This window comes from Thermoactinomyces sp. CICC 23799 (assembly GCF_016055145.1).
GTDB lineage: Bacteria > Bacillota > Bacilli > Thermoactinomycetales > Thermoactinomycetaceae > Thermoactinomyces > Thermoactinomyces intermedius.
Map to the genome: position 1 here is coordinate 315,598 of NZ_JAECVV010000002.1, position 20,822 is coordinate 336,419.

Consider the following 20,822-nt stretch of genomic DNA (forward strand, 5'->3'; position numbering starts at 1 on the left):
AGATTCAAATACCCTTTTGAATATCTTTTGGATCTATGTTTGGAAAGTTCCTTTATTATTGACATCCGGATCACTTGATGATAAAAATTGATTGAACGATCAATCAAAAATTAGATTATACAATCAAATTTTGGGGGTGGGTATCGTGCAGATCCAAAAAGGAGAAGAAAAAGCTTATTTTTTTGTTAGTATAGGACTGAGTATCCTTGCGTTTTGGTATTTATGGCATCACTTTGCCGGAGTGGAAGAAAAAACGGTGAACACTGTTTATGATTATTGGTATGTTTGGATCCGGCCCGTGATCATCGGGATTGTCGGGCTCATTACTTTGCTTTCGGCCGTGCTGTTTTTGTTTCGTCATCCTGTTGCGGCCGTGCTGTTTCAAAGCGGGATTTCCCTGATCGTGTTCATTCTGGTGGCGAACTTGGTGGTTTTGGTCATCCGGGGGGGTCATCACTTGATTCAGGGAGGTGCCCGGCCGGTTTTGGAACGGGTGGTCCGGGAGCCGCACAAAGTATTTTTGGTTCCGGTGATTATCCTTGTGTTGTCCATTATGAGTGCCATCAGGAAAAAATAACCTGAGAGGTGAATGCGATGCAAAAAGATGAACGGGAAAAAGGAAAATTATCCTTTATTCAAGAGGCGAGACGGGAACAGATCATTCAAGCCGCCATTGAAACACTGGGGGAGATTGGATATGTGAAAGCCAGCTTGTCCAAGATCGCCAAAAAAGCTGGCATTTCCACCGCTCTGATTTCTTATCATTTTCGGGATAAGGAAGACTTGATGTATCATGTGTTGATGAAACTGATGGGGGATTTGTCTGCTTATGTTTTGGAGAGGGTTCACAAGAAAACAACCCCCTTGGACAAGTTGCATGCCTTCATTGAAGCCAGTTTGGCTTACCAGGGAACCCACCATCAGAAAAATGTGGCTTTGATTGAAATCATTTTTAATGGCAGAACACCAGATCATATTCCTTATTATCTGCTTGGTGACTCAGAAGAGGATCCTCTTCAGAAGGAGCTGCGGAATATTTTAAGGAAAGGGCAGAAAGAAGGAGTTTTTGGAGACTTTCATTTGGATGTGATGGTTCACGTCATTCAGGGATCAATCGGAGAATACATGCTGGATTCAGGTCTTATGCAAAAGGTGGATTTGGAAACATACAGCCGGGAACTGATCCGGATCCTCGATCAGACTGTCAAAGCCGGCGGGCAGGAGTGAAATTAAAAGTTTCGTTTCCGATGTCGTGAAGAGGAGAAAAGGGGGATGTCAAAGCTGCAACCGGCTTTCATCCGAGGGGGAAAGCCGGTTTGGTTGCTTTTCAGGTGAGGGAGAGGGATTCCATTTCAGTGATTTTTTGATTGGAAAAGAAGTCCGAAATGGCAAAGGAAGCGGCGCCGAGGGCCGTTGAATCGTCTTTCAGTTTGGAAAAACGAAGGCGGGTTGCAAAGGGATGATGGTTGGACAGCCGCTCTTCCAGGACGCGTTCAACGGGGTTTCTGATCCAGGGTTCAAAGCGGGCGATCCGGTTTCCGATAATCATGGCTTCGGGGTTGAACGTGTTCATGACATTGGTCAGGCCGATGCCGATGTATTCCCCCAACGTGTTCAGCAGTTGAATGACTTCAACATTTCCTTTTTGGGCTTCGGTGTAAAGAACATCCAAGTCGGCTTCCGGATGACCGTCCGGGAGGTTCCGTTTGGAAGCCGCATCTAAAAGGGCGCTTTCCGATGCATACAATTCCCAGCAACCGCGGTTGCCGCACGAGCATTTTCTGCCCTGAAAGTCGATGGACATATGTCCCATTTCCCCGGCAATTCCCGTAAAGCCCCGGTAAAGTTGATGGTTGATCACGATCCCGGTTCCAATACCGATTCCGATGCTGATATACACCGAATTGGCAATGTTTTTGCCGGCCCCGTACAACTGCTCCCCGTGGGCGCCGGCATTGGCTTCGTTTTCGATTTTGACGGGAATATGGAATTTTTCTTCCATCACTTGTTTTAAATCCACGTTTCTCCATTTCAGATTGGGGGCGAATAAGATTTGCCCCTTGGAATCAACCAGCCCGGGAACCCCGATCCCGATGCCGACAATGCCGTACGGGCTGTCGGGGGCTTTTTGGATGAGGTTGCCCGTGACGGCCGTCATTTGGTCCACGACCGATTCCAGCCGGGTTGACTTTAATTTGCTCGTGGTTTTTTCAATGATGTTTCCGCTTAAATCCGTCAAGATTCCCGAAAGATAGTTCACGCCGACATCGATGCCGATGGCGTAACCGGCATGATGATGAAAATAAAGCATCACGGGCTTCCGGCCGCCGCTTGATTGGCCGGCGCCAATTTCTTTGACGAAGGATTCTTTCAACAATTCGGCAACCATGGTGGACACCGTGGCTTTGTTCAAGCCGGTCTCTTTGGAAATTTGGGCCCGGGAGATCGGACCTTTGTTTTTGATGGTGTGGAAAACAACGGATTTATTGATTTGTTTGACCAGGTTTTGATCGCCGGTTCTGAGTGCTTTCATTTCTTTTTTCTCCTTACTGCAACCTCTGTTGTTGAAATTTTATCATACTCCATGGTCTGCTTCATGCGCAATGATTGTTTATGGTTTATACAAAGTTTGGTTGTCAGCTGTCATGGATTTTGTATTTTATTAAACATAGAAATTATATCTTTGGATATATTTCTATTTTTATTGACAACGCTTTCATCAAAGTGGTAATCTTAGTTTAACAATTAAACAAAGTTTCTCTGAGTGTTGGCCGGAAAGGTTTTATGGATTGTCAGGGAATTGCATTAAATGACATAATATTCTTTCTGCGTTTGCGGTTGAAAGAATCCACAGCCAACACGGAGACAGGAGCTGGTTCAATATGAAATACGTCATCGGCGTCGATTTGGGGACGAGTGCGGTCAAGTTGCTTCTTGTCAACCAGACGGGGGAAGTGGTGGCACAAGTATCCAAATCCTATCCGCTGTTTCAGGAACGGTCCGGGTGGAGCGAACAAAACCCGGACGATTGGGTGAAGGCCACCATCAGCGGATTAAAAGAGCTTTTGCATCTGTTTGCGGGAGATCCCGGAGACATTGAGGGGATCAGCTTTTCCGGGCAGATGCATGGTTTGGTTCTTCTGGATAAAAAACTGGAAGTGCTGAGAAACGCCATTTTGTGGAACGATACGCGCACAACCGAAGAATGCCGGGAGATCGAAGAGCGGGTGGGCAAAGAAAGGTTGCTCGAAATCACCAAAAACCCGGCTTTGGAAGGATTCACCCTGCCGAAACTCCTCTGGGTGAAAAAGCATGAACCTCATTTGTACCAAAAAGCGGGCGCTTTTGTCCTGCCCAAAGATTATGTGCGCTTTAAGCTCACCGGGAAGCTCCATATGGACTGTTCCGATGCGGCCGGCACCCTTTTGCTGAATGTCCCGGATAAAACATGGAGCCGGGAAATCGGGGAGCGGGTCGGGGTGGACATGCGCCTGTGTCCGCTGCTTGTTGACTCGGTGGATGAAGTCGGCACAGTCACGCCGGAAATCGCGAAAGAGACCGGCCTGTCACCGGCGACGCGCGTTTTTGCCGGTGGGGCGGATAATGCTTGCGGCGCGATCGGGGCCGGCATTTTAAAAGAAGGAAAAACGCTGGTCAGCATCGGGACTTCCGGAGTGGTTTTAACGTATGAAAAAGACGGAACCAAAGATTTTGGCGGAAAAGTTCATTACTTTAATCATGGCGCCCCCGGTGCGTTTTACACCATGGGCGTCACGTTGGCCGCCGGGTACAGTTTGTCCTGGTTGAAAGAGGTCTTTGCCAATGATGAGGATTTTGACGATCTGTTAAACGGGATCGACCGGATTCCCCCCGGTGCGAACGGCCTGCTTTTTACCCCTTATATTGCCGGGGAACGGACGCCGCATGCCGATGCCCTGATTCGCGGCAGTTGGATCGGATTGGACAGCTCGCATCAAAAGGAGCATTTGGTCCGTTCCGTGTTGGAGGGGATCACTTTTTCGCTGAATGAATCCGTGGAAATGTTCCGTGCACACGGCAAAAAGGTGGATCAGGTGATCTCCATCGGCGGCGGGGCCAAAAATGAAACCTGGCTGCAAATGCAGGCGGATATTTTCGGCGCCAAAGTCGTGAAACTGAAAAGCGAACAAGGACCGGGGATGGGAGCGGCCATGCTGGCGGCTGCCGGATGCGGCTGGTTTGCATCGTTATCAGAATGTGCGGAGCAATTCGTCAAAGCCGAACAGGTGTATGAACCGGTTCCGGAAAACGTGAAAAAATACCGGCAATTGTTTCGGATCTACCGGGAAATTTATCCGGCCACCAGCGGAATGAGCCGCCAATTGCAGGCGTTCCGCCATGGAGGATGATCCTGTGGGAAGGAGGATGCGAAGGTGAAGGCAGACAAAGCATACCGGTTGTCTTTTACCGAAAAGGCCAGGGAAATCGTCAGCCAAATGACTTTGGAAGAAAAAGTGGATCTGATGAGCGGGAATCTGACGAGAGAAGACTTGGTAGAGGAAGATAAAAAAGGTATTCGCTACAATGAAGTGCCTTATGAAGCGGGCGGGAACCGCCGCCTGGGCGTGCCGGCCATCAAGTTTGTCGACGGGCCGCGCGGGGCGGTGTCAGGCTATCGCAGCACCTGTTTCCCGGTTTCCATGGCCAGAGGTGCCACCTTTGACAGAAACTTGGAAGAAAGAATCGGCCGGGCGATCGGAAAAGAAGTGAAAGCGCTTGGCGGGAATTTGTTCGGGGGCGTTTGCATCAATCTTCCGCGCCATCCCGGATGGGGACGAAGCCAGGAGACGTACGGGGAGGATTCGTTCCATCTGGGGGTGATGGGCTCTCACCTGACCAAAGGAGTCCAAAGCGAAAACGTGATTGCCTGCGTCAAGCATTTTGCTTTTAACAGCATGGAAAATGCCCGGTTCACGGTCAACGTGAAAGCGGACGAGCGCACGGAACGGGAAGTGTATCTGGCCCATTTCAAAGACGTGATCGACGCCGGGGCGGCTTGTGTGATGAGTGCTTACAACCGATACCAAGGAACGTATTGCGGGCATCATGACTATTTGCTGAACCAGGTGCTCAAAGGCGAATGGGACTTTGACGGGTTTGTGATCAGCGACTTTTTGTGGGGAGTCCGGGATACGGTCGAAGCGGCCAACGGCGGGATGGATATCGAAATGAACGCTGTGAAATACTTTGGTGAAAAATTGGTGGAAGCGGTCAAAAACGGGCAAGTTCCCGAAAAGAAAATCGATGAAGCCGCCGTGCGCATTGTCCGGACGCTTCTGGCTTTTTCGGAAGCGGATGAAAAAACATACGGCGAAGAGGTTGTCGGCTGCAAGGAACATGTTGCCTTGGCGCTGGAAGCAGCGGAAAAGTCGATGACCCTGCTGCAAAACAAGCATGAGACGCTCCCGTTTTCCAAAGAACGTTGCAAGCGCATCGCAGTGATCGGGCGGCTGGGAAACAAGGAAAATACGGGCGATCATGGTTCCAGCCGGGTTTACCCCGCATATGTGGTGACGCCGGTGGAAGGAATCCGGCGGATGGTTCCTGATGCCGAAGTGATTTTTGATGACGGACAAGACATCGACCGGGCCCGGAAATTGGCCGCCGCGGCGGATGCGGTCATTTTTGTGGTGGGCTATGACCATGATGATGAAGGGGAATATATCAACAATGCGCAGGATGACAGCGGCTTGTCCGCCATCGGTGCCGGGTTTGATGCGGTGGGCGGAGACCGGGTCCGTTCCCTGGGGCTCCATGAAGACGAGATCCGGTTGATCCAAGCCGTGGGGCCGGTGAATCAAAATTCCGCCGTCGTCTTGATCGGCGGGAACATGATCATGATCGAGGAGTGGAAAGATTCCGTGTCCGCCATTCTGATGGCTTATTATCCGGGGATGGAAGGCGGCACCGCGATTGCCAAAACGTTATTCGGCGATGTGAATCCGGGCGGAAAGCTGCCGTTTGTCGTTCCCAAAAAAGAGAGCCATCTCCCGCCGGTCGATTGGGAAGCCGATGAGATTATCTATGGGTATGACCATGGCTATGTCAAGTTGGACAAAGAAGGGATCGAGCCGTCTTTGCCGTATGGATTTGGCTTGTCTTACACCACGTTTGATCTGTATGATGCCGGATTTTCCGCCGGCGATGGCTGGATCATCGCCAGCTGTACAGTCAAAAACACCGGAAACCGGGCGGGGGATGAAGTGATCCAGATGTATGTCGGATTCAGCCAGTCCAAAGTGGACCGGCCGGTAAAAGTGTTGCGCGGGTTTGAACGCGTCCGCCTCCAACCGGGAGAGTCCAAAAAAGTGGAGATCCGGTGCCCTGTTGATAAGCTGAAATGGTTTAATCCCAAAACCCGCCGGTGGGAGCTGGAGCACATGGAATATGAAGTCTATATCGGAAACAGCAGCCATGAGCGGGATTTGATCCAAGGCAAGGTCATGTTGTGATTTTTGTTGCGCACGGAAAAGGCCGGCCGGTTCTTTTCCGTGTCCCGACATAAAATTTAAGCGTTTGGGGGATTTGTATGGAACACATCCGGGAGTACAAACCACAACCCGAAGACGGGAAAACCCCGAAGTTGACGATGCTGGAAAAACTGACGTTTGGAATCGGGGATTTCGGAGCCAATTTCAGTTGGACTTTCATCGCTTCTTTTATCACGATTTACATGACGGATACGGTGGGGATTGAAGCCGGGGTGATCGGAACAATTATTTTGATCGCCCGGATTTTTGACGGCTTCACGGATTTGTTCATGGGAAACATCATTGACCATACCCGGACGAAAATGGGGAAAGCCAAACCGTGGGTGTTTTGGACGGCGCCGGTTCTCGGCATCCTGACATTCATGTTGTTTCATGTGCCGGATCATCTCAATGATATTTGGAAAATTGCCTATATTTTTACGGTTTATCTTTTAATTTCCGCGGTTTTTTACACGGCGAACAATGTCGCTTATGCTTCGTTGACCTCGTTTATGACCAATCGTGAAAAAGACCGTGTCGCTTTGGGGAGCATCCGGTTTATTTTCGCCAATGCCGCGGTATGGGTTATCACCACGTTCACCACCGTGTTGGTCGGATCCTTCGGCGGCGGCCAGCAAGGTTGGACCGTCACCGCGGCCATTTACGGGATGCTGTGCGCCGTTCCTTTGATGATTACCGGTTGGTTTGTCAAAGAAAGAAATGTGGCCAAGAAGAAAAAAGCAGAAACCAAAACCTCTTTTTTCCCGACCATGAAGGTGCTGTTGACAAACAAATATTTTATTCTGACTTTGATTTTGTACTTGTTGTGGTATCTGCGCCAAACGGAAACCGGGGCTAGAATTTATTATGTATCTTACATCTTCCATCAGCCGAATCTGATGGGCGTCTTAAGCACAGCCGGATTGATTCCTTTGCTGGCGGGCCTCTTTTTTGCCCCTTATTTGGTGGGCAAATTCGGAATGAAAAAAAGCGCCTGTGCCGGGTTGTTGATTTCAGCCGCCGGGTCCCTGGTGATGATGTTGTTTTCCGAAAATTTGATCGCCTTGATCATCGGCATTGTGATCAACGCCATCGGATTGGTCCCCTTGCAGGCCGGGTTGAGTGCCATTGTGGCGGATGTGGGAGATCTGGTTTATTGGAAATCCGGTGTGCCGGTTCAAGGATCGGTCTTCAGTCTGACCAGCGCCGGCATGAAAATCGGACAAGGTCTCACCTCCGCTCTGGTCGGTTGGGCCTTGCAAATCGGAGGGTACGTGGCTAATGCCGGTGTCCAGCCGGATAGTGCCGTTTTCGCGATCAAGTCGATGTTTATTTATTTTCCGTTCCTCGTCATTCTCTTGATGCTTGGGGTGCTCATGCTGTTGGATTATGAAAAAAGGATGCCGAAAATCAGACAGGAAATGAAAAGCAGAAATCATTGAGGGAGGGAATCCGGTGCAGGTTCAAACCATCCGGCTCCACGGAAAGTGGAAAAAATTCATTCTCCAAAACGGGGAAGGAATCGAAATCCATGTCTTAAACTATGGCGGAGTCATCCAAAAAATCATGGTTCCGGATCGTTTTGGCAAGGTGGAAAACGTTGTTTTGGGGTATGAAAAGGAAAAAGATTATGAGACCGATCCTTATTATCTCGGGGCGTTGATCGGGCCGGTGGCAGGCCGGATCCAAGGGGCCGAATTTCAATGGAATGATCAAACATTTAAACTGGAAAAAAATGAGGGGAACAATCATTTGCACGGCGGATCGCAGGGGTTTCACCAAGTGATTTGGGAAGCGGAACCGCTTCAAACACCGGAGGGGGTCGGCGTGAAGCTGTGTCATGAGAGAAAAGACGGAGAGAGCGGATATCCCGGAAACATCAAAGTAACGGTGATCTATTGGCTGAACCGGAAAAATGAGTTGCTCATGGATTATCAAGCCGTCACGGACCGGACGACCCCGGTCACCTTGACCAACCACACCTATTTTAATTTGTCGGGGAACTTGAAGGATACCGTTGGGAACCACCGGGTGCGGATGAATGCTTCCCGTTTTGCGGAATTGGACGAAGCGTTGCTTCCGACGGGAAGAATCCTTTCCGTCCGCCATACCCCGTTTGATTTTGGGCAGGGACGAAAGCTGAAAGACGGTTTTACCGGCAGCCATCCGCAAAACCGGATGGTTGGCGGCGGATATGACCATTATTTTTTCTTTGCTTCCAATCCGGGATGCGTGTCGGTCGAAGAAGCCGAAAGCGGCCGGATGATCGAGATCGTTACAAACCAGCCCGGGATGGTTCTGTATACATCCAATCAGATGAAAAAGGACCGGATGCTGGCGGGGGGATGGTCGAAAAAATATTTGGGAGTTTGTTTTGAAACACAAGCATCGCCTGCCTCCTTGCATGATCAGAGGTTTCCGTCCGTCCTTTTAAAGAGGGATGAAGTTTACCGCAAAAAAACGGTCTTTTCATTTCACATCCGGAAAAGGTAAATGGCGTCGCCCGGAAAAACGGGCGCTTTTTTTATTTCTGATTCAATACCATTCCCGTGGTCCACAGTTTGATGCTCAGGTCGAGCAGAAACAGATCATCGGGATTTTCCAGGGACCGTCCGGTCAACGATTCAATTTTGCGCAGACGGTATACCAGGGATTGCCGGTGCAAATTGAGGGCCCGGGAAGTTTGGCTGATGTTTCTCTTATGGCGGATATACATGGTCAGGGTGTGGATCAGATCCAACCCCCGTTGATTTTCGTAGTCAATCAAACTGCCGATGGTGGATAAGGCGATTTCCTCCATTTCCGGGTTTTTGGACAGGGCAAACAACGCCCTGAAAATCCCGGTGTTGGCGTACGTGCTCCGGTGTCCGGGGCCTTTTTGCCGCCGGCCGATATAAAGGGCGATCCGTGCGTCATTATAGCTTTGTGAAAAGGTTTTGACACCTGCGTGGTTTTCCCCGATGCCCCATGACATCACAAGGCCGGGCAACAGATTTTTCACTTTTTTCTCCACCAGGTTCAGGTATTCCCCGATCGACTCGTGAACCCGGTCGGTGTCCGTTTCCAAAAAGATGACAAAGTGTTCCTGATGGTAGGTTGTCATCACCTTTCGTTTCAACATTTCCCCGGCTTCGATCATTTGCTCTTCCAACAGGCAAATCTGGTCAAACAACCAGTGATCATAAGTGATCCCGCCGGACGCGGACCGGTTGAACAGCGTTTCCATGTTTTCCGGAATGCTCAAAATACAGACGTAAGGCAGGTGGATGTTGTAATTGAATGATTTGGCACGGGTTGCCGCTTTGTCCCAATCTTCGATTTCCCCTTTGGCCAGGGACCAGACAAACTCATCTTTTAAATGGGTCTTGGTTTCTTCGATCGCATCCTCCCGCTGAAACCACAAGGCAAGGGCGGTGAGTGCATGTTGCAACGGCTGCTCTTCTTTGGGATCAGGCGAAAATTCAGCGGTTTCGGATGGATACGGAAAAAAGAGATAGCCTTGGACTTTATGGGCGGTTTGGATTTTGAACCCGGCAATGGAACTTTCCTGTTGAAAGATTTCTTCCATGCGCGAAGTTTGGAGGAAAGACTGAATGGAGTGAATCAGGAGGTCTGCCTTTTTGCTGTGCCCCTTGATCATTCCTTTTTTGTCGGTGATGACGACGGGCGTTGACAGTTTTTGATGGATGGCTTCGGCGGCATTGGAGAGGGTTGCCCCGCTCAAAAAAAGGTTTAAAAGGACTCGCTGCAATTCTTCGGACCGTTTCAGGTGGTCCTTGTGCCAATCATTCAGGCGGCTCAAAACGGCACGCGTGATATCCGAAAAACGGATTTCCCAAGGAGTTTCAATGATCGGGAAATGATAACGGTCAGCCAACTGGATGATGTGTTCCGGGATCTTGACCACATGACGCCCCGTCGCAATGACAAGAGCAGCGGCTTCGGAACGGATGATATCCAGGACAAATTGACGGAACGTTTCGTCATCGTTGTTGCATCCAATGGCGGTGGTCAAGACCAGCTCATGTTTTTGAACAAAGTCTTCAACCGGCATTTCAATGACAGACACCGATGACACCGCCCGGGTATGCAAAGTGTTTTCCGCAGTTCGCACTCTCGCCTTTTTCATCAGGTTCAAATTCAGAACATCTTTGACGGTATATGGCATAGAAGATCCCAACTTTCTGTCAGATTTCAACCATCATCCGTGAAGAAGAAAAGGAGCCACGGCTTTGAAGTGGACATCCGGATCCACATTGCAACCGGTTACAACGACGGCGATTTTTTTCCGGGGCCGGTTGATTTTTTTCTGCAAAAGGGCACTGATGCCGACGGCGGCAGCCCCCTCGACAGCGATGCGGTGGTTGGCGAGCAGATAAGCCATTCCTTCGGCAATGGCTTTTTCCGAGACCAAAACCGCTTTGTCCATGTATTTTTGAACCATGTTAAACGTATACCGGTTGTCCAAACCGATGCCGCCCAGCAAGCTGTCGGCCAGGGTGTCGGGCTCTTTCAGTTCCACGGGTTTTTTCCGGATCAAACTTTCATACATGACGGCACCGTGTTCCATGGAGACCCCGATCACTTCAATTTGCGGATCATTTGCCTTTAAAGCCAGCCCGATGCCGGAAATCAATCCTCCGCCGGACAGTCCGGTGATCACAAGATCAATATCGGGAAGGTCTTCCAAAAGTTCCAGCCCGATGGTTCCCTGTCCGGCTATGACCTGGGGATCATCAAAGGGCTCAATCACGGTGAATCCGTGTTCTTTTTGCAATTGAAAACAACGTTCCATGGCATCATCTTGTCCGTGGCCGCAGATTTCAATTTGGGCGCCCATCCGGCGGATGGCCTCTGTTTTGGCCTTGGGAACCCTTTCCGATACACAGATGACGGCAGGAATCCCCAGATGTTTGGCCACATAGGAGACAGCCAGCCCGTGATTGCCCGTCGAGTAGGTGGTCACCCCGCGCTTTCGTTCTTCCGGCGTGAGGCTCAAAATTTTGTTGGCGGCGCCCCGGGGTTTGAAAGACCCCACTTCATGAACGGTTTCCAGTTTCAAATAAACATCGGCATCGATTTGTTCAGATATGACCGGAGAATGGATGAGAGGTGTTTTCTTCACAATCGGAGAGATCCGTTTGCGTGCTTGCCAGACATCCCGGATGGTGACGGGCTTGGCGGGTGATGGTGAGGAATGCATGCATAAGCCCTCCTTAGTTTTATTCAGAAGAGAGTGAACATAAATTCTATTTTCAGGATGAAAAAATTATACAAAATCAACAATATTTTAGTCAATAGTCTAAATTGTATATAAAATTTGTTTAAATTTCTTGCAAATTTGCAGATGCGAAGAAGAATATGAATTTTTTATGATGAAGCTGAGCCGCGAAACGGGTACGGGGAAAGGGAGTTGGTTTATGCTGTCGTTTTCCGTTTCTGAATATAAAGAGAGAATCCGGAAAGTGAAGCAAAAAATGGCTTCACGGGGAATCGATGTGTTGATTGTCACCGATCCGGCCAATATGAATTATTTGTCCGGTTACGACGGTTGGTCTTTTTACGTTCATCAATGCCTTTTGGTCATCATTGATGAAGAAAAACCTTTTTGGGTGGGAAGGGGACAGGATGCCAATGCCGCCAAAATCACCACCTGGCTCGGGGATGACCATATCATTCCTTATCCCGATGATTATGTTCAATCCACGGTCAAACATCCGATGGAATTTGTATCCGACATCTTAAAAGAAATCGGGCAGGCCAATCGAAACATCGGAGTGGAGATGGATACCTATTACTTTACGGCCAAATGTTTTGAAACATTGGGAAAACGGTTGCCGAACGCCCGGCTTCTGGACGCGACCTCGCTGGTCAACTGGGTGCGGATCGTAAAATCAGAGCAGGAGATTTCCTTCATCAAAAAAGCGGCCAAAATCGTGGAAATTGCAATGGACATCGGGATCGGATCCATCGCTGAAAATGTCCGGGAATGCGATGTGGTCGCCAATATTTATCAGGCGCAAATCCGGGGAACGGAAGCGTTTGGAGGAGATTATCCGGCCATTGTCCCGCTTCTTCCTTCCGGGGAAAAAACATCCACCCCGCATTTGACCTGGACGGATGAAAAGTATCAGCAAGGCGACCCGGTGATTCTCGAGTTGGCCGGATGTTACAAGCGTTATCACTGCCCGATGGCACGAACGGTTGTGATCGGAAAACCGTCGCAAAAAATGACGGATTTGGCGGAAGTGGTGATTGAAGGCATCCATGAAGCGATTCAGGCCGTGCGCCCCGGGGTGACCTGTGAAGAAGTGGAAAGGGCCTGGCGGAAAAGTATCGAGAAAAGAGGATTTTTCAAGGATTCCAGAATCGGGTATTCGTTCGGGCTCAACTATCCGCCGGATTGGGGAGAACATACGGCGAGCCTGAGACCGGGAGATCAAACGGTGTTGGAACCCAATATGACTTTCCATATGATCCCGGGAATCTGGCTGGATGATTACGGAGTGGAAATCAGCGAATCGATCCGGGTGACGGAAACCGGTTGTGAATTGTTCACGCAATTTCCCCGCCGGTTGTTTGTCCGATAAAAGGAGGTGGAAACCATGATCATTTTTCAAGAACATGAAATCCGCGAGCTTGTCCAAGTGGATGGGGAAATGATCCAAGTGATCGAAGACGCTTTCACCAGCCTCGTCACCAAGCGGGTGGCCATGCCCCCCATCATGCGGATTGACATTCCTGAAAACAATGGGGAAGTGGATGTCAAAAGTGCCTACATTTCAGGAGTCGATTCTTTTGCCATTAAAGTCTCTTCCGGTTTTTTCGACAATGTCCGGATCGGATTGCCCAGTTTAAGCGGCACGATGCTTTTGGTAAGCGCCAAGACCGGACTGTTGGAGGCTGTTCTTTTGGATAACGGGTATTTGACCGATCTGCGCACGGCTGCGGCCGGAGCGGTGGCCGCGAAGTATCTGGCCCGCGAAAATTTGCACACCGTCGGCGTGATCGGGGCCGGTGCCCAGGCCAGGTATCAGGTGTTGGCATTAAGGCAGGTGCGAAATTTCGAGCGGATCAAGGTTTACGGACCGACCCAAAGCCGGGTGGAACGGTATGCCCGGGAGATGGAAGAAAAACTGGGAATTCCCGTGAGCATCGCTTCCAGCCCGGAGGAAGTTGTAAAAGAAAGCGATCTGGTGGTGACCACCACTCCTTCCAAAACTCCGGTGATTCAAGCGGAATGGTTGCATCCGGGACTCCATATCACGGCGATGGGGTCGGATGCCGAGCATAAACAAGAGTTGGAGGCGCAGGTGTTAAAGAAAGCGGATCTTGTGGTTTGTGATGTGAAATCCCAATGTTTCCGACTCGGCGAGCTTCATCATGCGCTGGAGCAAGGCGTGTTGACGGAAGAGGCACCGGTTGCCGAGTTGGGGGAAATCACATCCGGACGCCGGCAAGGTAGAAAAAACGATCAAGTGATCACGGTTTGTGACCTGACGGGAACCGGCGTGCAGGATACCGCCATCGCATTGTATGCCCGTCAGAAATTGGCGGAAAAAGGTTATGGTCTTCGTTTGGAACCGAAATAATTGCTCGGGAGGGTTTTCAGTGGAAAATCATCAAGTTCAGTTCGGAACCAAAGCGGTCTGGGCGGGAGAAAAAGACGTTCTCGTTCACGGGGCATCACAAGTTCCGGTCATTGTCAGCGTTGCTTATACCTATGAGGATATGGACCATTGGTACGATGTGGCCAGAGGGAAAAAGCCGGGGCACATTTACGGCCGCAACACCAACCCGACGGTACAGGCATTCGAAGAAAAAGTACGTGAGTTGGAAGGGGCGGAAGCGGCCACCAGCTTCTCGACGGGAATGGCTGCGATCAGCAATACGCTCTACACCTTTTTAAGGCCCGGGGACCGCGTGGTGACGATTAAGGACACCTATGGCGGCACCAATAAAATTTTCACCGAATTTCTCCCCGAAATGGGAGTGGAAGTAGTCTTGTGCAATACCGGCAATCATGAAGAGATGATCGCCGAAGTCAAGAAAGGATGCAAAATTTTATACTTGGAATCGCCGACCAATCCCACGGTCAAGATCACGGATATCGAAAGGATGGCCAAAACGGGGAAAGAAGCGGGGGCGCTGGTGGTGGTGGACAACACCTTTGCCACGCCGGTCAACCAAAATCCGTTGCAGTTGGGAGCCGACCTGGTGATTCACAGTGCCACCAAGTTTTTGGGAGGGCATGCCGACGCGCTCGGAGGGGTCGTTTGCGGCGCGAAAGAGCTGGTGGAAAAAATCTATCATTACCGTGAAATCAACGGGGCCACATTGGATCCGTGGGCTGCCTATCTCTTGTTAAGAGGAATGAAAACCTTGAAACTTCGTGTCAAACAGCAGGAGAAAAACGCCGAGGCCATTGCCCGGTGGCTGTTAAAACAAGAGTTGGTGGAGGAAGTGTTCTATCCGGGGCTGGAAACGCATGTCAACCATGAGATTGCCAAAAAACAAATGCGCGGCTTTGGCGGAATGCTCAGCTTCTCCTTAAAAGGAGGAATGGATGCCGTCCGGATTCTGCTGCCGAAATTGAAATATGCCAACAGGGCGGCCAACTTGGGGGCGGTGGAAACCACATACGGCCCTGCACGGACAACCAGCCACGTGGAATGTACCCCGGAAGAGCGGAAAGCAGTGGGGATTGCGGAAGGCCTCGTGCGTATTTCCGCGGGCATCGAGGATACCGAAGATTTGATTGCCGACCTGGAGCAGGCATTTGCTCACCTGAAAGAACAACTGGAGGTGTCCGCCGCCGAGAGCGGAAAAGCGGGCAGCTGACCGGGCTGCCCCGCCCGGACTTTTCAATTTCAACCGGTAAGGGGAGAGGACGCATTGGTTACCCGGTATTCATCCATGGTGCAAAGAGCTCAGGCTCTCTCGGATAAAATCATCTCTTGGAGAAGACAAATCCATTCCAATCCGGAACTCAGTTTTCAAGAGTTTCAAACATCCGAATTTGTGGTGGAGATGCTGAAAAAGATTCCCGGGATGAAGGTGGAAACCGGTGTCGGATATCCGACTGCGGTGGTCGGCACCTTGACCTCCGGAGAAAGCCCGTCCATTGCCATCCGGGCAGATATGGATGCCTTGCCCATTTTGGAAATGAACCAACATGCTTTTCGTTCCAAAAATGAAGGCATCATGCATGCATGCGGCCACGACGCTCATACAGCCATTCTTTTGGGAACCGCCCATCTGCTGGCGGAGTGTTTCGAGCAAGAATCGGTCCGGGGAACGGTAAAATTCCTTTTTCAACCCGCAGAGGAAGACACCGATGAAGACGGGCTGACCGGCGCCCAATACATGATCCGGGCCGGGGTGTTGCAGGATGTGGATTGTGCCATCGCCTTGCATATGAGCCCGGAAAATCCGGTCGGAAAGATCCGGGTCCACGATGGTTACAGCATGGCCAATGTGGATGTGTTCGAAGCCGGCATTTCCGGTACCGGCGGACACGGGGCCTATCCGCATTTGGGGACCGATCCGGTTTGGATGCTGGGGCTTGTTCTCCAATCCCTCCATGGCATTGTCGCCCGGAGAATTTCTCCGCTGGAGCCGGCCGTGATCAGCATCGGGCAAATCCGGGCGGGTTCCACCAGCAATGTGATTCCGTCGGAAGTTTGGATACAAGGAACCATGCGAAGCTATGATCCTGCGGTGAGAGATGAGCTGGCCCGGGAATTGGAAAAAGCGTTCTCCGTGGTGAGGGTGTTCGGCGGGGAATATCAACTTTCCATTCACCGGGGAGAACCGGCGTTAAAAAATGATCCGGTGGTCAACCGCTGGATCGAAACCACGATTCAAGATTTGTTCCCCGATTTTCAAGTGATCCGGACTCCGTTCGGGTTGGGCGGGGAAGATTTTGCCTGGATGACGCAACAGATTCCGGGAGCGATGTTTTTTCTGGGATGCCAACTGCCGGACGGGGTGAAAAGGGACTTGCATACCCCGGTTTTTGACATCGATGAACGGTGCCTGCCGGCAGGTGTTGCGATCCTTGCCGAAACAGCCAGACGTTACCTGACCGGGCAATACCGGTGGCATGACAAGGAAAGGGGTGGGTGTTGATGGCTCATAAAATCGCACTGTTGGGATTTGGAACCGTGGGACAGGGACTGCTGGAAATTATCCGGGACAAAGGGGACCGGTTGCGGAAAAATCTGGGCTTTGACGCAAAGGTTGTAGCGATTTGCGATCTGATGAAAGGATCGCTGTATGACCCGGAAGGGTTGGATCTGGACCAGGTGTTTCAAACCTTTCAGGAAACCGGGAGTTTGGAATCCTATCCGGAAAAACCCGGTTTGGTCAAAGGGTGGGACAGTTTTCAAACCATCCGCGGGAGCAATGCCGATACCATTGTGGAAGTCACTTTCACGGATGTCCAAACCGGACAGCCGGCCATACAGCATGTCAAAACCGCATTTCAGGCAGGGAAAAATGTGGTGATGAGCAATAAAGGCCCGGTTGCTTTGGCTTATGAGGAATTGTCCCGTCTGGCATCCGAAAACAAGGTCAAATGGAGATTTGAAGGCACGGTGATGAGCGGCACGCCGGCACTCGGAATGCCTCCCGTTTGCCTGGCCGGAAATGAGATCCGGGAAGTGCGCGGGATTTTGAACGGAACCACCAATTACATCTTGTGCAAAATGGAAGAGGGAATGTCGTACCAGGAAGCTTTGAAAGAAGCGCAAGCGAAGGGATATGCCGAAGCAGACCCGACCAGCGACGTGGAAGGGTATGATGCCCGGTATAAAGCGGCCATTTTGGCCAATGTCGTGATGAATGCACCGTTGAAAGTGGAACAGGTGAAACGACAGGGAATCACCCGTTTGACCCATGAGGATATCAAGCAGGCGAAAAGCGAAGGGAAACGGTGGAAGCTGATTGCAAAAGTGAAAAAAGAAGGGGACCGGGTGGTGGCTTCGGTTGGTCCGGAAGCCGTTCCTCTTTCGGATCCGTTGGCCAATATTTCGGGAGCGACCAATGCCATCACGTATGATTGCGATTTGGCGGGGCCGATTACCTTGGTGGGGGCCGGAGCCGGCCGGACCGAAACCGGATATTCCATTTTAATTGACTTGATCAATATTTACCGCGGTCAAATTTGACGAAAGGAGCGGATGATAAAGCATGGTGATGTCAAAAACCAAGCATCAGAAAATGTTTCTGGCGGGAACATGGGTGGGGCGTCCCCAAACGATTGAAGTCCGTAATCCGCAAGATGACTCCCTGATTTCCACGGTGCCTGCCGCAACGAAAGAAGATGCGCTTTATGCGGTGGAACAAGCGAAAGAAGGTGCGGACATCATTGCCCGCATGCCGGTTCATGAACGGATGGCCGTACTGAACCGGGCGGCGGACTGGATTGATGAGCATCGGGAAACGTATGCCAGAACCATTGCGCTGGAAGGAAGCAAAACCATCCGCGAGGCGAGAAAAGAGGTGGCCCGTTGCATTGAAACGATCCGCATCAGTGCGGAGGAAGCCAGGAGAATTCACGGGGAAACCATTCCGTTTGACCAAATGCCGGGAAGTGAAAACAGGGTGGGTTACTACTACCGTTTCCCTGTCGGGGTCATTGCGGCCATCACCCCTTTCAACGATCCTTTAAATTTGGTGGCACATAAGGTCGGTCCGGCGATTGCCGGCGGAAATGCCATCATTGTGAAACCGACTTCGGTGACCCCGCTGAGTGCCATCTTACTCGCGGAGGCGTTTGACAAGGCCGGACTTCCCCCAAAGGTGTTATCCGTGATCACAGGGTCGGCCAAGGATGTTGGACAAACCCTGGTGACGCATCCCGATGTGCGCATGGTTTCTTTTACCGGAGGGCTTTCCACGGGGGAAAAGATCGCACGTCAGGCCGGACTCAAAAAAATTTCGATGGAGCTTGGATCCAATTCCCCGGTCATTGTTCTGAAAGATGCGGATTTGGATGAAGCCGTTGCTTCCTGTGTTTCAGGGGCTTTTTGGGCCGCGGGGCAAAATTGTCTGGGCGTGCAACGCATTTATATTGAGGAAGCAGTGTTTGAAGAATTTAAGGACCAATTTACGGCAAAGACGCAGAAATACCGGGTCGGGGATAAATTGTCGGAATTGACGGACATGGGGCCGATGATCAACGAAAAAGAGGCCAGACGGGTGGAAAGCTGGGTGAATGAAGCCGTGGAGAAAGGAGCTTCCTTGCTGTGCGGGGGGAAACGGGACGGAGCCTTTTACCAGCCGACCGTGCTCACCAATCTGCCGGAAGATTGCACGTTGGCAAGAGAAGAAGTGTTTGGACCGGTGGTCATCCTTTATCCGGTGCCGGATCTGGAAACAGCGATTTTTGAAGCAAACCAAGTGAATTACGGGCTGCAGGCGGGGATTTTCACCAAAGATCTGGAGAAAGCATACCGGGCCATCCGGGAAGTGGACGTTGGAGGGATCATGATCAATGACAGCAGCGACTACCGCATCGACGGCATGCCATTTGGCGGCGTGAAAGGTTCCGGTCTCGGCCGCGAAGGGGTGCGGTTTGCGCTGGAAGAAATGACGGAAATCAAAGTGGTTTGCTTCAAACTTGCGAAATAAACCGTTGGTCTGAACAGATTTAAAAGTGCTGATGAGCCAGGACACGTGTTTTGGTGAAAACGAAAGGATGGTTTTTTGAGGAAAAAAGAAAACGCTTCAAATGTCGTGTTTTGGGGATCGGCTTTGGTCATTTTGTTCTTTGTTATCCTCGGATCTGTCAATCCGGAAAGTTTTTCTGTGTATGCAGCGAAGATTTTTGATTTCACGACGGTTCATTTTGGATGGTTTTACTTGCTGGCGATGGTGTTTTTTGTGAGTTTCTGCCTGTACCTGGCGTGCAGCAAATACGGCCGGGTGAAGCTCGGGGATGATTCGGAGGATCCGGAATACTCGTTTTTCTCCTGGATCAGCATGTTGTTTGCCGCAGGTTTCGGAGCCGGCTTGGTGTTTTGGGGGGTTGCCGAACCGATGACGCACTTTGCGGCGCCCCCTTTTGAGGGGGTGGAACCCCGTTCGGCCGAGGCGGCCCGCCTGGCGATGCGTTATTCCTTTTTTAACTGGGGAATTCATCAGTGGTCCGTTTTTGCCCTTGTCGGATTGGTTCTTGGTTATTTTCAGTACCGGAAAAAAGAGAAATCTTTGATCAGTTCGGCTTTGAGCGGCTTGGCCGGGAAAAAAGGAATTCATCCGTTTCTTGGAGATTTCATGGATATAGCGGCAGTGATTGCCACCGTCATTGGGGTGGCCACTTCCTTTGGCATGGCTGTGCTGCAAATTAACGGCGGGCTCTCCTATGTCTTTTCTCTTCCCAACAATGCCTGGATGCAGTTGATCATCGTCGCCGTGATGTTTCTCATGTACATTACGTCCGCTTTGACCGGGATTGACCGGGGAATCCGCTTTTTGAGCAATCTGAATATGGGGATTGCGCTGGCTTTGATGTTGTTTGTTCTCTTCACGGGTCCGACGGTTTTTATTTTAAACGGGCTGACGCTGGGAGTCGGAGACTATATCCAGCACTTTGTGGAAAGCAGTTTTTATATTCCGCCTTACCAAGGGGACACCTGGGTTTATGATTGGACTATCTTTTATTGGTCATGGGTGATTGCCTGGTCCCCGTTTGTGGGTTCGTTTGTCGCCCGCATTTCCAAAGGGCGGACGATCCGGGAATATGTCTTCGGGGTGATGATCGTCCCTCCGGCAATCGCGCTGGTTTGGATTGCAGTCTTTGGCGGCACTTCTTTGCATATGGATCTGTTTAAACACCAAGCCATTGCCAGTGCCGTCGAAAAGGATGTGACCACGGCCTTTTTCGCCTTGCTGGAACATATGCCTTTTCCCTTCCTTTTATCGGTGATTGCCATTGTGTTGATTGCCATATTTATTGTCACTTCGGCCGATTCGGCAACATTTGTGCTGGGGATGATGACATCCGGCGGAAACCCCGATCCTTCCATCCTGCGCCGCTTCATCTGGGGAACGTTGATGGCCGCCATTACGGCCGTTCTCATCATCAGCAGCGGCTTGGAAGGATTGCAGACGGCCGCCTTGATTTCAGCTCTTCCTTTTGCCATCATTTTGATTTTGATGAGTTTTTCCCTGATCAAATCTTTAAGACAAGAGAAAAATTAAGGTGGTGCGCGGAAAGGAGAAACGCCTTTCCGCTTTTTGTTTGAAAAAGGGGACAAAAGCGGGGAAAAAAGGATCTTTTTTTATTCAGCCGGCCGGCTATGATAA

The 20,822-nt window shown here is 50.7% G+C and carries 16 protein-coding genes; 13 read left to right on the forward strand and 3 right to left on the reverse strand.

What is annotated here, in order from left to right:
- Positions 1-145 precede the first annotated feature (145 nt).
- The gene (locus tag I8U21_RS04045) at positions 146-577 is read left to right on the forward strand and encodes a hypothetical protein (RefSeq protein WP_181732922.1); all 432 of its coding nucleotides are present in this window, start codon (positions 146-148) and stop codon (positions 575-577) included.
- Between the two features lie 17 nt (positions 578-594).
- A complete protein-coding gene (locus I8U21_RS04050; RefSeq protein ID WP_198053345.1) occupies positions 595-1,227 on the forward strand; it encodes a TetR/AcrR family transcriptional regulator in 633 nt (210 codons plus the stop codon).
- 100 nt (positions 1,228-1,327) lie between these two features.
- Here I8U21_RS04050 and I8U21_RS04055 read toward each other — a convergent pair whose 3' ends face one another.
- Positions 1,328-2,533, reverse strand: coding sequence for an ROK family transcriptional regulator (locus I8U21_RS04055; RefSeq protein WP_198053346.1), 1,206 nt, complete (start codon positions 2,531-2,533; stop codon positions 1,328-1,330).
- A 349-nt stretch (positions 2,534-2,882) separates the two neighbouring features.
- Between I8U21_RS04055 and xylB the strand changes: the two genes are divergently transcribed.
- From xylB to I8U21_RS04075, 4 genes are all read left to right on the forward strand, one after another.
- Positions 2,883-4,388, forward strand: a complete 1,506-nt coding sequence (xylB, locus tag I8U21_RS04060) for a xylulokinase (protein WP_198053347.1) — start codon at positions 2,883-2,885, stop codon at positions 4,386-4,388.
- 24 nt (positions 4,389-4,412) lie between these two features.
- Positions 4,413-6,491: a beta-glucosidase family protein gene (locus I8U21_RS04065; RefSeq protein ID WP_198053348.1), complete on the forward strand. Its 2,079-nt coding sequence runs from the start codon at positions 4,413-4,415 to the stop codon at positions 6,489-6,491.
- Positions 6,492-6,568: 77 nt separating this feature from the next.
- Positions 6,569-7,951, forward strand: coding sequence for an MFS transporter (locus I8U21_RS04070; protein WP_198053349.1), 1,383 nt, complete (start codon positions 6,569-6,571; stop codon positions 7,949-7,951).
- 13 nt (positions 7,952-7,964) lie between these two features.
- Positions 7,965-9,002 (forward strand): aldose epimerase family protein, encoded by a 1,038-nt coding sequence (locus tag I8U21_RS04075; RefSeq protein ID WP_181732927.1) that lies wholly within the window; start codon positions 7,965-7,967, stop codon positions 9,000-9,002.
- A gap of 31 nt (positions 9,003-9,033) precedes the next feature.
- Here the strand turns inward: I8U21_RS04075 and I8U21_RS04080 are convergent, their stop codons facing one another.
- Together I8U21_RS04080 and eutB are read right to left on the reverse strand one after the other, a co-directional pair.
- Positions 9,034-10,647, reverse strand: coding sequence for a PucR family transcriptional regulator (locus tag I8U21_RS04080; RefSeq protein ID WP_255516923.1), 1,614 nt, complete (start codon positions 10,645-10,647; stop codon positions 9,034-9,036).
- Positions 10,648-10,710: 63 nt separating this feature from the next.
- Positions 10,711-11,712, reverse strand: a complete 1,002-nt coding sequence (gene eutB, locus I8U21_RS04085) for a hydroxyectoine utilization dehydratase EutB (protein WP_198053351.1) — start codon at positions 11,710-11,712, stop codon at positions 10,711-10,713.
- A gap of 220 nt (positions 11,713-11,932) precedes the next feature.
- Between eutB and I8U21_RS04090 the strand changes: the two genes are divergently transcribed.
- The 7 genes from I8U21_RS04090 (at position 11,933) to I8U21_RS04120 (ending at position 20,717) form a co-directional block, all read left to right on the forward strand.
- Complete coding sequence (locus I8U21_RS04090) at positions 11,933-13,099, forward strand: M24 family metallopeptidase (RefSeq protein WP_198053365.1); 1,167 nt, start codon at positions 11,933-11,935, stop codon at positions 13,097-13,099.
- A gap of 15 nt (positions 13,100-13,114) precedes the next feature.
- Complete coding sequence (locus I8U21_RS04095; protein ID WP_198053352.1) at positions 13,115-14,101, forward strand: cyclodeaminase; 987 nt, start codon at positions 13,115-13,117, stop codon at positions 14,099-14,101.
- 19 nt (positions 14,102-14,120) lie between these two features.
- Positions 14,121-15,350, forward strand: a complete 1,230-nt coding sequence (locus tag I8U21_RS04100) for a cystathionine gamma-synthase family protein (RefSeq protein ID WP_309544781.1) — start codon at positions 14,121-14,123, stop codon at positions 15,348-15,350.
- 75 nt (positions 15,351-15,425) lie between these two features.
- The gene (locus tag I8U21_RS04105; protein WP_198053366.1) at positions 15,426-16,640 is read left to right on the forward strand and encodes a M20 metallopeptidase family protein; all 1,215 of its coding nucleotides are present in this window, start codon (positions 15,426-15,428) and stop codon (positions 16,638-16,640) included.
- Positions 16,640-17,680 carry a homoserine dehydrogenase gene (locus I8U21_RS04110; protein ID WP_181732932.1) on the forward strand — a complete coding sequence of 347 codons (1,041 nt, stop codon included), beginning with the start codon at positions 16,640-16,642 and terminating at the stop codon, positions 17,678-17,680. The genes I8U21_RS04105 and I8U21_RS04110 overlap by 1 nt, the downstream gene beginning before the upstream one ends.
- A 22-nt stretch (positions 17,681-17,702) precedes the next feature.
- A complete protein-coding gene (locus I8U21_RS04115; RefSeq protein ID WP_232334039.1) occupies positions 17,703-19,145 on the forward strand; it encodes an aldehyde dehydrogenase family protein in 1,443 nt (480 codons plus the stop codon).
- A 75-nt stretch (positions 19,146-19,220) separates the two neighbouring features.
- Entirely contained in the window at positions 19,221-20,717 is a 1,497-nt protein-coding gene (locus tag I8U21_RS04120) for a BCCT family transporter (RefSeq protein WP_181732933.1), read from the forward strand.
- Positions 20,718-20,822: the final 105 nt, after the last annotated feature.

Bases quoted from the DNA above. Each gene is read 5' to 3' on its own strand.
- I8U21_RS04050 (WP_198053345.1), top strand. From the start codon at position 595: ATGCAAAAAGATGAACGGGAAAAAGGAAAATTATCCTTTATTCAAGAG.
- I8U21_RS04055 (WP_198053346.1), bottom strand. From the start codon at position 2,533: ATGAAAGCACTCAGAACCGGCGATCAAAACCTGGTCAAACAAATCAAT.
- xylB (WP_198053347.1), top strand. From the start codon at position 2,883: ATGAAATACGTCATCGGCGTCGATTTGGGGACGAGTGCGGTCAAGTTG.
- I8U21_RS04070 (WP_198053349.1), top strand. From the start codon at position 6,569: ATGGAACACATCCGGGAGTACAAACCACAACCCGAAGACGGGAAAACC.
- eutB (WP_198053351.1), bottom strand. From the start codon at position 11,712: ATGCATTCCTCACCATCACCCGCCAAGCCCGTCACCATCCGGGATGTC.
- I8U21_RS04095 (WP_198053352.1), top strand. From the start codon at position 13,115: ATGATCATTTTTCAAGAACATGAAATCCGCGAGCTTGTCCAAGTGGAT.
- I8U21_RS04105 (WP_198053366.1), top strand. From the start codon at position 15,426: ATGGTGCAAAGAGCTCAGGCTCTCTCGGATAAAATCATCTCTTGGAGA.
- I8U21_RS04110 (WP_181732932.1), top strand. From the start codon at position 16,640: ATGGCTCATAAAATCGCACTGTTGGGATTTGGAACCGTGGGACAGGGA.
- I8U21_RS04115 (WP_232334039.1), top strand. From the start codon at position 17,703: ATGGTGATGTCAAAAACCAAGCATCAGAAAATGTTTCTGGCGGGAACA.